11 protein-coding genes and 2 pseudogenes are annotated in these 11,743 nt (G+C 74.2%); 1 reads left to right on the forward strand and 12 read right to left on the reverse strand.

Annotated features, from left to right (window positions below; translation table 11 throughout):
• The 9 genes and pseudogenes from ACWFQ8_RS32960 to ACWFQ8_RS33000 form a co-directional block, all read right to left on the reverse strand.
• Positions 1 to 288 (reverse strand): annotated as a pseudogene (locus tag ACWFQ8_RS32960) (hypothetical protein); the annotation flags it as partial.
• A gap of 373 nt (positions 289 to 661) precedes the next feature.
• Positions 662 to 865, reverse strand: coding sequence for a cold-shock protein (locus tag ACWFQ8_RS32965; RefSeq protein WP_030011983.1), 204 nt, complete (start codon positions 863 to 865; stop codon positions 662 to 664).
• Between the two features lie 313 nt (positions 866 to 1,178).
• Positions 1,179 to 1,505, reverse strand: coding sequence for a MerR family transcriptional regulator (locus tag ACWFQ8_RS32970; protein WP_453789958.1), 327 nt, complete (start codon positions 1,503 to 1,505; stop codon positions 1,179 to 1,181).
• A gap of 201 nt (positions 1,506 to 1,706) precedes the next feature.
• Positions 1,707 to 2,447, reverse strand: a complete 741-nt coding sequence (locus ACWFQ8_RS32975) for a PP2C family protein-serine/threonine phosphatase (RefSeq protein WP_453789967.1) — start codon at positions 2,445 to 2,447, stop codon at positions 1,707 to 1,709.
• Positions 2,448 to 2,555: 108 nt separating this feature from the next.
• Complete coding sequence (locus tag ACWFQ8_RS32980) at positions 2,556 to 3,938, reverse strand: chloride channel protein (protein WP_453789959.1); 1,383 nt, start codon at positions 3,936 to 3,938, stop codon at positions 2,556 to 2,558.
• A 133-nt stretch (positions 3,939 to 4,071) separates the two neighbouring features.
• Positions 4,072 to 4,626 carry a potassium channel family protein gene (locus tag ACWFQ8_RS32985; protein WP_453789960.1) on the reverse strand — a complete coding sequence of 185 codons (555 nt, stop codon included), beginning with the start codon at positions 4,624 to 4,626 and terminating at the stop codon, positions 4,072 to 4,074.
• Positions 4,627 to 4,676: 50 nt separating this feature from the next.
• Positions 4,677 to 5,042 (reverse strand): hypothetical protein, encoded by a 366-nt coding sequence (locus ACWFQ8_RS32990; RefSeq protein WP_453789961.1) that lies wholly within the window; start codon positions 5,040 to 5,042, stop codon positions 4,677 to 4,679.
• 158 nt (positions 5,043 to 5,200) lie between these two features.
• Positions 5,201 to 6,544 carry a hypothetical protein gene (locus ACWFQ8_RS32995; RefSeq protein ID WP_453789962.1) on the reverse strand — a complete coding sequence of 448 codons (1,344 nt, stop codon included), beginning with the start codon at positions 6,542 to 6,544 and terminating at the stop codon, positions 5,201 to 5,203.
• Positions 6,545 to 6,654: 110 nt separating this feature from the next.
• Positions 6,655 to 7,620, reverse strand: a complete 966-nt coding sequence (locus ACWFQ8_RS33000) for a GlxA family transcriptional regulator (RefSeq protein WP_453789963.1) — start codon at positions 7,618 to 7,620, stop codon at positions 6,655 to 6,657.
• 82 nt (positions 7,621 to 7,702) lie between these two features.
• On the opposite strand from ACWFQ8_RS33000, the gene ACWFQ8_RS33005 reads away from it, so the two are divergent.
• Positions 7,703 to 8,296 (forward strand): MBL fold metallo-hydrolase, encoded by a 594-nt coding sequence (locus tag ACWFQ8_RS33005; protein WP_453789964.1) that lies wholly within the window; start codon positions 7,703 to 7,705, stop codon positions 8,294 to 8,296.
• A gap of 38 nt (positions 8,297 to 8,334) precedes the next feature.
• On the opposite strand, the gene ACWFQ8_RS33010 is transcribed toward ACWFQ8_RS33005, so the two are convergent.
• The 3 genes and pseudogenes from ACWFQ8_RS33010 to ACWFQ8_RS33020 form a co-directional block, all read right to left on the reverse strand.
• Complete coding sequence (locus ACWFQ8_RS33010) at positions 8,335 to 9,636, reverse strand: serine hydrolase domain-containing protein (RefSeq protein ID WP_453789965.1); 1,302 nt, start codon at positions 9,634 to 9,636, stop codon at positions 8,335 to 8,337.
• 280 nt (positions 9,637 to 9,916) lie between these two features.
• Complete coding sequence (locus ACWFQ8_RS33015; RefSeq protein WP_453789966.1) at positions 9,917 to 11,113, reverse strand: glycosyltransferase; 1,197 nt, start codon at positions 11,111 to 11,113, stop codon at positions 9,917 to 9,919.
• A 498-nt stretch (positions 11,114 to 11,611) separates the two neighbouring features.
• Positions 11,612 to 11,743 (reverse strand): annotated as a pseudogene (locus ACWFQ8_RS33020) (MerR family transcriptional regulator); the annotation flags it as partial.

Consider the following 11,743-nt stretch of genomic DNA (forward strand, 5'->3'; position numbering starts at 1 on the left):
CGCGGGAGTGATCGTCTTCGGGAGGGCGAACTCGCCCTGGACAGCGGCGGGCCGACGGCCGTAACCACCCGAACGCCCGGAACCACCGGAACGGCCGGAGCCGCCCGAACGCCCCGCGGAGGAGCCGTATCCGGCGCCGGAGCCCGAGCCCGAGCCGTACCCGGAGCCCGAGCCGTACCCGGATCCGGAGCCCGAGCCGTACCCGGATCCGGAACGGCTGCCGTAGCCGGCGGAGCCGCCCGTGCGCGTGCGGGAATTGCGGTCGTTCGTGCGGGTGGTGCGGTTCATGCGGAACCTTCCTCGATGCGGCACGTATCGAGGAATTCCGGTCGGGAACCGACTGGGCATTCGCGAGAACGAGCCGAAGAAAAGATGGGCAGGCGCAGGCCGGGCCGAAAGGGCCGGCTGCTCTGCCGTGGAGAGGTGTGCGTCGCGGCGCGCGCCGCGGAGCCGTAGGACGGCGGGCGGTACGCGGTCGGCGCGGGGGCGGGGCGGCGCCAAGGACTCAAGCGGCCGCCCGGCCGGACAGGCGGGCCGGCGATGGAAGCCGTCACCCGCCGCTCACGCGCACGTCGGGACCGACGGGCGCGTGCGGGGGAAAAGCAACGAAGCTGGGGCCCGCACCCAAGGTGCGGGCCCCAGCTACGTGTACGCGTCAGCGTCAGGCGGGAACGATGTTCTCGGCCTGCGGGCCCTTCTGGCCCTGCGTGACGTCGAAGGTAACCTTCTGGCCTTCCTGAAGCTCACGGAAGCCGGAGGAGGCGATGTTCGAGTAGTGGGCGAACACGTCAGCGCCGCCACCCTCCTGCTCGATGAAGCCGAAGCCCTTTTCCGCGTTGAACCACTTCACGGTGCCAGATGCCATATGAATTCTCCTTTGGGGCTGTGCCCGGGATCGCACTGTGCGAACACCGGCGTCGCCGTAATGATTGCCCCGACCGGAAAATGCACCGGAAATAGCAAAGTGCGCCCGCCGAAGATTCGGTGAGAGCACTTGTAAGTTTTTGGGAACCACAACTGCAACTGAGATCCACAGTAGCACAGGGGAGCCCGGACGGCGTGGAGATCTTCGCGTCCGGGTCACCGGTCGGTGGAATCTCCCGGGGCTTCCCACGGAATTCTGCCCTTGCAGGCACAGATATCTGCGACCGGAAGTCATATAAACGGTGCCGAGCGCCTCAGGATGCGGAGCGCCGCCGGCGCATGTCCTCGTTCAGCCGCAGCGCCTCCTCCAGCTGGTCCTCCAGAACGACGATCCGGCAGGCCGCGTCCAGGGGCATGCCGCCGTCGACGAGCTCACGGGCACGGGCGGCGATGCGCAACTGGTAGCGGGAGTAACGCCGGTGGCCCCCGGCCGAGCGGAGCGGGGTGATCAGACGGGCCTCGCCGACCGCGCGGAGGAACGCGGGTGTCGTGCCGAGCATTTCGGCCGCCCGGCCCATGGTGTAGGCGGGGTAGTCGTCGTCGTCGAACCTGTCGGCGAGCGGGGACTTCTCAGGGGTCACGGGGAGACGCTAACCCTGATGGGAGACCATGTCTACTCCGGCCATGACAGATATTCTCCTCGATTTGGGTTCGAACTTCCTCCTCGGTCACGGCGCGTTGTCACCCCGATGTACTCCTTTCGGCCCCAAGCGCGGCCGGAACCATTCCGCCGGTCACAATTCCCGACGGAATAGGGCGCCGAATCCGGGGCGCGCCGCCCCCTAGGCGCTCACGCGCACGAGCGCGAGCGTGATGTTGTCGGGTCCCCCGGCCTGGATGGCGGCCTTCCACAGCTCGTACGCCGCCCGGCCGTCTTCGTACTCCCGCAGCAGGGCGTCGATCACCTCGTCGGGCACGGGGTCGGTCAGCCCGTCGCTGCACACGAGGTAGCGGTCCTCCCCCCTCAGCGGCCGGGCGGACAGGTGGGGGGTGACGGCCTTGTACGAGCGGCTGCCGCCGAGGGTCTGCGTGACGGCCGACGTGGTGCGCCGGCCGGGCTCCGGCAGCGGGCTGTCGTCCACGCTGACCTGGCGGAGCCCGTCCTCGGGCACGTGGAACACCTTGCTGTCGCCCACGTTGAACGCCACCAGCGAGTTCGCGCGGACGAGGGCGCCCGCGATCGTGGTCCCCATGCCGGCCAGCTCGGGACGGCCGGCGGAGGCCGAGTACACCGCCTCGTTGCAGCGGTCCAGCGCCTCCCCGAGCGCGTTCTCGCCGTCCACGGAGGGCCCGAGGGCGGAGAGCCGCCGCACCACCAGCTCGCTGGCCACCTCGCCGGCGGGGTGGCCGCCGAGCCCGTCGGCCACCGCGACGAGGAGCGGCCTGCCGAGGGGGAACAGGAGCGTCTGGGGGCTGAGCGTCACGGTGCCGCACAGGGTCCACGGTCCGATGACCAGGCTGTCCTCGTTGCGCTTGCGGACCAGCCCGATGTGGCTCAGGGCGGTCACCGCTATGTACGCCACCACGCCGTCCCGCCTCTCGCCAGGGGGTGCGCGCTCCGTGTCCTGCTCCCCATTGTCGCGCTGTCCGGCCCCGCCGCCCGGTGGCCCCCGGGTCCCGCGCCGGCGCCGCTACCCCTTCTCCGGCGCGGCGGGTGCGGCGGGAGCGGGTACGGCCGGTGCCGCCGGCTGGGCGGGCCACTCGGGCAGCAGCTCGGAGAGTACGAACGCGACCACGACCGCGATGATCACGACGGGGGTCATCGCGGAGCTGCCCAGCACCAGGACCACGAGCACCACGCTGCTCACCGGCAGCCGCAGCGCCGTGACCAGGGCGGCCGCCATGCCCGCCGCCATCGCCGGTACGACCCCCAGACCGGGCAGCGGCGCCAGCACGAGCCCCGCCGTGGCGCCGAGGCACAGCGCCGGGAACACCGGGCCGCCCCGCAGACTGGCGAGGCAGAGCGTGTAGGCCGCGCCCTTGAGCAGCACGACGGCGATCAGCGCGCCGATCCCCCAGGCCCCGGGACGGGCCGCCAGCCCGGCCAGCGTGTCCTGACCGGACAGGGCGACGTCCGCCGGGGACCGGCCGGTGATCAGGGCGTACAGCGCGCAGCACGTCGCGGCGCCGAGGGCGCACAGGACGGTCCGGTTGAAGGGCCTGCGCGCCACGTAGCCGGCGATCGCCCGGGCCGCCGAGAGGAAGGGGTGCAGGCAGAGGGCGACGGCCGCCGCGACCACCGGTGTCCAGCCCACGTCGGGGACGTCCAGGCGGGGGAAGGGCTGGTCGAACGGCAGGGAGAGACTGTCCGTGCCCAGCCCGGTCCAGCGGCCGAGACCGGTGAACACCAGGGAACCGATCCCGGTGGCGAGCAGGGCGGGGAGTACGACGGCGAACAGCCGCGGCCCACCCACCCCCACCACCTCGATGAGGAGCACCGCGGCGATCAGTGGGTTGCCGAAGACGGCCGAGATGGCGGCGGCCGATCCCGCCGCGCCCAGCAGGGCGGTGCTCTGCGGGGTCGCCGGTATCCGCGCGAGGTCGCGGAACAGGAGGGCCAGACCGCCGCCCAGGAAGATCAGCGGGCTCTCCGGGCCCAGGACGGCGCCGAGGGGCAGACAGATCAGGGCCGCGAGCAGGACTCCGGGCAGCGCGCTCGCCGACGAGCCCCCCAGGTGCACGCCGGCGGCGGGTACGTGGCCGCCCTTGCCGGGCATGTGCGTGACGATCAGGCCGACCAGGGCGCCGGCCACGAGCAGCAGGGGGAGCGGCCACCACCAGGGCGGGGTGTCCCGGCCGAGGGCTTCGGGGAGGTCCGTCCACAGCGCGTGCTCCAGTTGGTGGAGTGCGACGAGGAACCAGAAGGCGGCGAGGGACACCGGGATGCCGAGGAGCGCGGAGAGGCCGAGCGACCTGAGGTAGCCGGGGCTGCGGAGCATCCGCCGCAGGAGGTCCGGTTCCTGCTGCGGCGCCGCGCCGGCGGGCGGTTCGGACGGGGAGTGCGACTGCGCCATGGCTCACTTCCTTTCCGCTCCCTCGATGATCCGCCCGGGTGGCGCGCTCCGCCGCCGGAGCCGCCGGAGCCGCGGGAGCCGCCGGAGCCGCGGGAGCCGCCGGAGCCGCGGGAGCCGCCGGAGCCGCCGCGGCTCAGGGCTCGTCATCCGCGTCCGCGGGCGCCGCCCCCTGCCTGCGCAGCCCGACCTGTACCGCCCCGAAGAGGACCTTGGCGACCACTCCCACCACGATCAGGTTGGCGACCATCTGGCCGGTGGTCAGCGCGCGGGCGACCTCCGTGGAGGCCGCGATGTCCCCGAAGCCCACGGTCGCGAACACCGTCACCGTGAAGTACAGCGAATCGGTCCGGGTCAGCGGCTCCGAGAAGGACTCCGGGACGGTCGCGGAGAGCAGGAAGTACGTCGAGGCGAACAGCAGCAGGAACAGCGGCACGGCAGTGGCCAGGGCCTCCAGGGCGCGCAGCCGCGGGTACGGGGAGCGGGTGATGCGGGAGACCTGCCAGGCGACCAGCCCGCCGAACAGCACCAGGCCGAGCGCGAGGCACAGGACGGTCAGGACCCCGAAGCCGCTGTCCAGCGGCGCCAGGTAGAAGAGCGTGGTGAGCAGCCCGGCCGAGGCCGCCGAGCGCAGCGCGTGGCCGGCCGGCACCAGGAAGCGGCGGCGGCGCGGCGCCGCGTTGCGTGCCATGGCTACAGGAGACGGGCCCCGCTCCCGTTCCGCGACCCGGGCCCGTCCGTTCAGCGGGCGAGCCGGTGGAGCCCGCCGGCCGCAGCACGGGTCGTCGGCGCAGGGCGTCCAGACGAGGGGATACGTGTCGCTGCCCGTGCGCCCGACCCGCCGGAGACGTCCCGGACGACGGCACGCCGGTCCTCGGGGGCCCGTTCCAGGAGCCGGCCCAGCAGGTCCCGCATCCTGCTCGGCGCCATCGGCGAAGCGGCGGCCGCGAAGAGGAGGTCGTCGACGCCCGTGCGCACGTGCCGGTCCCAGTCGGGAACCGGGACCGTCACCCGCGGCCGGCCCGCCCCGTCGGCGAACCGGCCGATGTCCAGGTCCCGGCCGGTGAGGCGGGTCGGCAGGTCCTCCAGGCGGTCCGTGCACTCCACCGCCGTCGCCGGCGGTCGCCGTCGCCGTCGGCTACGTGGTGGCCCGCGAGCCCCTGCCCACGCGCCGGCTCGGCACTTTGACGGGGCCCGGGCGGGGACGGTACAGGGGGCCCGGCCGAAGAGGGCGCGGACTGAGGGGGGCCGGGGCCGCGGGTCCGTCAGGGCCCGGTGTGCCCCGTCCGGTCCGCGACGCCGTCGCCGGCGCGCCCGTCGCCCGCGCGTCCGTCGACTGCCGGCCCGTCGCCCGCCGGCCCGTCGCCCACGCGCCCGCCGGCCGCGAGCAGCGCGAGTACGGCGAGCACCGCGAGCAGGATCAGCACCAGCAGCAGCACGGTCAGCACCGTCGGGTGGTTCCACAGCGCGAACCCGAGCGCGAGGAGCACCACCGCCGCCGCGGTGAGCGCGCGTCGGTGGGCCTCCACCCAGGTGCCGGCCCGCCCGGCGCGGATGCCGTGGGCGGCGCCCCGCCGCGCGGCGGAAAGGGCCGCGCGGTCAGCCGTACCGCGCACGCCGCGCGGCAGCCGGCCGGCGCCGGACAGGTAGGCGCCGAGCGCCACCACGATGCCGAGGACCAGCGCGGTGCGGACGCTGACCCGCAGGAACCGCACCAGGGTGTCGAAGACTGCCGCCGCGGCCGCCGGGGACTGCACCTGGGCCGGGAGGTGGTCGAGGTAGTAGCGGCGGGCCACGGCCAGCCCGATGGCGAGCAGCAGGCAGGTGACGGCCGCGCAGAGCGCCGTGGTCACCAGGGCCCGGCGCCGCCGCCGGGCGAGCAGCAACCCGGCGGTCCCGAGGACCACCGTGAGGACGGGCAGCCAGTTGCCGACGACGTCGAGCAGCCGCACCGCACCCCGGATCTTGCCCAACTCTTCGGACTGGAACAGCACCATCTGCCGGTCGACCTCGGGGATCTTCGCGGCCGGCGCGATGCCGGCGTCCACGAGCTCTTCCTTGACCCGCTCCACGGCGGTGCCGACGTCGAGGGTGACGGTGCCGCCGTCGACCCCGACCGCGCCGCGGCCCCGGCCGGTCAGCGCGTGCACCACGGCGGTGTGGGCGGCGCGGTTGGCGCCCGTCCAGACGGCCTCGAACCGGTCGCTCTCGACGAAGCGGGTCGCGACCGCGGAGACCGCCCGGTCGGCGGCGGAGTCCAGCTGGGGGCCCAGCGACTTGACCGCCGTACCGACGCGCGGCGGCAACCCCTGGGCTTCGAGCCATGCCGCCAGGTCCGCCGTGACCCGGGCGCCGTCGACCCGTACGTCGGCCGCCTCCGTGATGCGGTGTACGGCGGCCTCCTCGATCGCCGGGTCGGAGGCGAGCGGGGAGACCGTGGACACGTACCGGTCGGTGTCCAGCACGATGTCGTGCACCCAGACCGTGATCAGGGAGAGCGGCACGAGGAGGCAGGTGAGCGTGATCAGCACCGCTGACACGGCGCTGCGCACGACACGCCCGGCCCGCCCCGGGTCGGGGGCGGGGGGCGGCTCGGACGACGGACTCATGGTGCTCCCGAGGTGGGCTGCGCAAAGGGGCCACTCCCGGACATTCCATACGCGCCACCGCCGGGCCGCACGTCCGGTTGCGCTACCCGGGTGCGCCGCCGCCCCGGCGGCTACGGCACGCGGGTGAACGAGCGGCGGTAGGAGCGCGGTGGAACGCCCCGTCGGCGTACGAACTGGGCGCGCAGGACGGCCGCGCTCCCGTACCCGACCAGCCGCGCGACCTCCTCGACCGGCAGATCGGTGGTCTCCAGGAGCTCCTCGGCGCGACTGAGCCGCAGGCCGAGCAACCAGGCGTGCGGGGTGGTGCCGGTGGCGGCGCCGAACCGGCGGGCGAAGGAGCGCCTGCTCATCAGGGCCCGGCGGGCCAACTCCGCCACGGGCAGCGGTTCGTGGAGGTTCTCGCGGGCCCAGGCGAGAACGTCGGCGAGCCGTTCGTCGTGGCAGTCCTCGGGGACCGGGGTGGTCAGGTACTGGGCCTGGCCGCCGTCGCGGTGGGAGGGCAGCACCAGGTCGCGCGCGATGGCGTTCGCCGCGGCCGCGCCGTACTCCCGGCGCAGCAGGTGCAGGCACAGGTCGAAGCCGGCGGCGGCGCCCGCGCCGGTGATGACGCTGCCCTCGTCGATGTAGAGGGCGTCGGGCTCGACGGTGACGGCCGGGTGGCGGGCGGCCAGCAGCGCGGCGAACCGCCAGTGGGTGGTGGCCCGGCGGCCGTCCAGCAGTCCGGCCGCGGCGAGCGCGAAGGCGCCGACGCAATGGCCCGCGACGAGCGCGCCGCGCTGGTGCGCGGCGGTCAGGGCGTCGAGCACGGCGGGTCCCGGCGGCGTACGGAAGTCCGCCCAGGGCAGGGCGATCACCAGATCGGCTGCGGCCAGCCGGTCCAGGCCGTGTCCGACCACGAGCGGGAACCCGACATCGGTGCGGACCTCTCCCGGCCGGTCGGTGCACAGCGCGAAGTCGAAGCCGGGCAGGTCCTGGCCCCGGCCGGCGAACACCTCGGAGACGATGCCGGCGCCGAGCATGCCCACCCCGGGCGGGGCGTAGGCGGCGACGGTCACGAACGGCGACGGCAGCGGCATGGGGGGAGTCTGGCACGATTCCCGCGATCGGTGGCAGAACGGCCACTCGTCGCATTCCCGCCCCGGGGCCAGAGTTGGGGGCATGACAGACGCCCCGCTCGGCCGCAGCGCCGAGTACACGATCCTGACCACCGGGTACACCCTCTCCACCGGTCCCGGTGTCGCCGCCACCGTCTCGTACGTCTTCGACGGGGAGCACCACGTGATCGTGGACCCGGGCATGGTGGCCGGCCGCGACCGGATCCTCGGTCCGCTCGCCGAACTGGGGCTCGGTCCCGAGGACATCACCGACGTGGTGCTCAGCCACCACCACCCGGACAACACCATGAACGTCGGCCTGTTCCACCGGGCCCGGGTCCACGACCACAAGGCGGTCTACCGGGACGACCAGTGGACCGACCGGGACGCCGAGGGCCACGAACTCACCCCGTCCCTCCGCCTGATCCGGACCCCCGGACACAGCCCGGAGGACATCACCCTGCTGGCCGGCACCGGTGCCGGCGTCGTGGCCTTCGTGGGCGACCTGTGGTGGCGGCCCGACGGTCCCGTGGCGGACCCGGTGGCACCGGACCACGACGTCCTGCGCGGCTCGCGGCTCCGGGTCCTGGCCGCCGCGGACGTGATCGTGCCCGGCCACGGCCCCGCCTTCCCGGCCGACGCCGGCGCACCCCACTGACCGGCGCGCCGCGCCCGGGTCGGCCACCGGGCACCGCACTAGGAGTGTTGTTCGGGCAGGTCGAGGCCGGTGTAGATCTGGTTCAGGACGGTGGGCAGCATGGCCTGGGCCGTGGTGCGGCCGTCGGGCGACAGGGTGAGGTTCGTCCAGATCACGAGCGTGACGTCGCTGTCCGGGTCGTGGCCGATGAAGGAGTTGAAGCCCGGGAGTTCACCGCCGTGGTAGTACATCGCCGCGTTCGGGCCGAAGCGCTGGTAGGCGATGCCGTAGCCGTACTTCTGCCCGTCGGGCGCGGCGGGGTCCTCGGCCCGCGGGCTGCGCAGCCACTGCTGCTGGAACGCGGGGTTGAGGACCTTGCCCGTCACCAGGGACCGGATCCAGCGGGCCAGGTCGTCCGCGGTGGAGACGGCGGCCCCGGCGGCGAAGGCGTAGGACGGGTTCTGCTCGGTGTAGTCGACCGGCCGGAGCTTTCCCGAGCGCGCCTCGGCCTCCAGGTCGGCGGGGTAGGGCTGGTCTACCAGTGCGTACGCCGATCCGCCGTACATGTAGCCGTGCGAGAACGGGGCGGGCAGCGACCGGTCGGCGGCGGCCGGCAGGGACGTCCCCGCCAGGCCCAGCGGCTCGTACAGCCGCTCACGGAACTGCTGGGCCAGGGGGCGGCCGGCCACCTTCTCGGCGACCAGGCCCAGCAGTACGTAGTTGGTGTTGCTGTACTCGTAGGACGCGTCGGGCGCGAAGTTCGGCGGGCGTCGGAACGCGATGTCCAGCATCTCGCGCGGGGTCCGCGCCTTCCCCGGCTCGGCGTCCATGCTCGCCGCCAGTTCGGGGGCGTTGGTGTAGTTGTAGAGCCCGCTGCGCATCGTGAGGAGCTGCGCGACGGTGATGCGGTCGCCGTTCGGCACCCCGGGGACGTGGTCGGACACCGGGTCGTCGAGGCGGAGCCTGCCGTCCTGGACGAGCAGGGTGATCAGCGCCGCGGTCATGGTCTTGGTGTTGGACGCGATCCTGAAGTGGTCGGCCGTGGTGGGCGGTCGGGACGCGCCGAGCTCGGTCGTGCCGACGACCGTCCGGAAGGTCCCCTGCGGGGTGCGGAGCAGGACCACGGCGCCGGGGACCATGAGCTCCTTGGCCGCACGCTCGACGGCGGACCGCAACGCGGCGGGGTCGATGGGCTTGAGCCCCGGCGGTACGGGCGCGGAGGCGCCGGCCGTCGCGGCGGGTGCGGGCGCGGCCTCCGATGCGGCCGCCGGGCCCGGGGGAAGGACGCAACCCGCGATCAGCAGCGCCGCGCACGCCGCCAGCACGGGCCTGCGGTGGGAACCGGACCGGACCTTGCTCATACCGAGTCACACCCCTCGCTCGTACGCGGCGGCCCGGCACCGCGGCCACGTACCCGGTCAGGGTGACGTGGCGGGACCGGAGCGCTCAGATCGGAGCAATCCACCCATTTTACCCGCGCGTGTTTCCCCCGCGCCCGGCGCGACGTCCCCGTGGCCCGCTCCCGCCGGCGGCGAGCCCCCACGGGACCCGTCGCGACGCCGGACGCGTCAGCCTGCGTCGTCGACGACGCCGGACGCGTCAGCCTGCGTCGTCGAAGAACCGCCGACGCGGGCGGGGTCCCTACCGGCCGACGGCGTCGAGCAGCAGCTTCGCCGCCACCGCCGCGCCGTCGGTGCGGATCGCGCCGGCCACGGCGCGCGCCCGCGCGCGGGTCTCGGGGGTCAGGGCCGCGGACAGCGCCGCCGACAGGGACTCGAAGGTCGGGACCGGACCGTCGTGTGCTGCTCCGATGCCCAGCTCGGCCACCCGCGCGGCCCAGTACGGCTGGTCCACGAACTGGGGTACGAGCACCTGGGGCGCGCCGGCCGCGGCGGCCGTCGTCGTGGTGCCCGCGCCGCCGTGGTGGACCACGGCCGCGACCTGGCCGAACAGCGCCTGGTGGCTGACGTCACCGACGGCGAAGCAGTCGTCCGAGTCGTCGATCAGGCCCAGACCGGCCCAGCCGCTGGAGACGAGGACGCGGCGGCCCTGCGCGCGGACCGTCTCGACGGCCACTCCCGCGACGTCCACCGCGGCGCGCATCGGCATGCTGCCGAAGCCCACGTACACCGGCGGGTCACCGGCCTCCAGGAACGCCACCAGATCGGCGGGCAGCGGGCGTTCGTCCGGCAGGATCCACGCGCCGGTCTGTACGAGTTCCAGGTCCGTCAGCTCCTGCCACGGGCCCAGGACCGGGTCGGCCGCCAGCCACGGCCGGTCGGCGAAGACGTGATCGCGGACGTTGTCCACCGGTGGCAGGCCGATCGCCGCGCGGTGGGTGTTGAGCGGCTCCGCGTACAGCGCGTTCACCCGCTGGGCGTCCAGGTCCCACAGGGCCCGGTGGTCGCTCACCCCGGGCGGGTTCGGCAGGCCGGGCCGCGGCTGCGGCGGGTAGTGCGGCGACGGGATCTCGAACGGATGGAAGCACGCGTACACGTAGGGGATGCCGAGGCTCTCGGCCACCGACCGCGCGCCGGCCGGCATCAGGCCGGCGGCCACCAGCACGTCGCACCCCTCGGCCGCCGCGGCGATGGCGTCGAAATGCGCGGCGACCAGCTCGGCCGCGAACCCGGCCGCGAACCCGGGCGAGGGCGGCGCCCCCGTCACCAGCGCGCGCACCGGCCGCCCGAACGGCACCACTTCCGCGCCGACCCCGGCGAGCATCCGGGCGAACTCAGCGTCCGGCGGTGCGCACACCCGTACCTCCGCGCCGAGCTTGCGCACCTGCGCCGCGCAGGCCGCGAGCGGTGCGATGTCGCCGCGCGATCCGTAACCCATCAACAGCACACGCAATGTCTTGGCTCCCGCTCTTGCGCTTCTTGGACGTGGCCGGACGTGGAGGGGCTCGGACCGGCTCAGATCGGCGATTGTGCGGCACGACGGGGGTCTTGCCGCAAGCCCCCCGGTGCGCTATATCTTGATCATGGAAAGAGTGGATGCTCCCCTTTCCACTTCTCGAACTCGATTGCTTGGCGCGCCAGTTGGCCTATGATCGGCTCGTCACCATCGTCGGCCCCGGCGGCGCGGGCAAGACCCGACTCGCCCTCGAAGCGGCCACCCGGGACCGCGCCCACGCGCGCGGCCGGTCTGGTTCGTGCCGCACGCCGGTGTGAGCGCACCGGGCCGGCCGGCCGACGCGGTCCTCGGCGCCGTCAGCTCCACCGACGGCCGCCTCTACGACGCCGGCCAGGGGAGCGGGCCACCCCGGTCGAGCGCATGGCCGGGCTCGTCGGCGGCGGCGACGCGGGCCCGTCGATCCCGACGGGCACCCCGGCCTCAGGCCGAGGGCGACGCGGCGGGCGACTCGGCCGCGCGGCGGTACTCGGCGTTGATGCGCTGGGCTTCCTCCAGCTGGTCCTCCAGGATGACGATGCGGCAGGCGGCCTCGATGGGGGTGCCCTGGTCGAC

The organism is Streptomyces sp. NPDC055254 (genome assembly GCF_053606025.1).

Coding starts and splice junctions, on each gene's coding strand:
- ACWFQ8_RS33010 (WP_453789965.1), bottom strand. CDS start 9,636: ATGAGCAAGGTCCGGTCCGGTTCCCACCGCAGGCCCGTGCTGGCGGCG.
- ACWFQ8_RS33005 (WP_453789964.1), top strand. CDS start 7,703: ATGACAGACGCCCCGCTCGGCCGCAGCGCCGAGTACACGATCCTGACC.
- ACWFQ8_RS32985 (WP_453789960.1), bottom strand. CDS start 4,626: ATGGCACGCAACGCGGCGCCGCGCCGCCGCCGCTTCCTGGTGCCGGCC.
- ACWFQ8_RS32965 (WP_030011983.1), bottom strand. CDS start 865: ATGGCATCTGGCACCGTGAAGTGGTTCAACGCGGAAAAGGGCTTCGGC.
- ACWFQ8_RS33015 (WP_453789966.1), bottom strand. CDS start 11,113: ATGGGTTACGGATCGCGCGGCGACATCGCACCGCTCGCGGCCTGCGCG.
- ACWFQ8_RS32995 (WP_453789962.1), bottom strand. CDS start 6,544: ATGAGTCCGTCGTCCGAGCCGCCCCCCGCCCCCGACCCGGGGCGGGCC.
- ACWFQ8_RS32980 (WP_453789959.1), bottom strand. CDS start 3,938: ATGGCGCAGTCGCACTCCCCGTCCGAACCGCCCGCCGGCGCGGCGCCG.
- ACWFQ8_RS33000 (WP_453789963.1), bottom strand. CDS start 7,620: ATGCCGCTGCCGTCGCCGTTCGTGACCGTCGCCGCCTACGCCCCGCCC.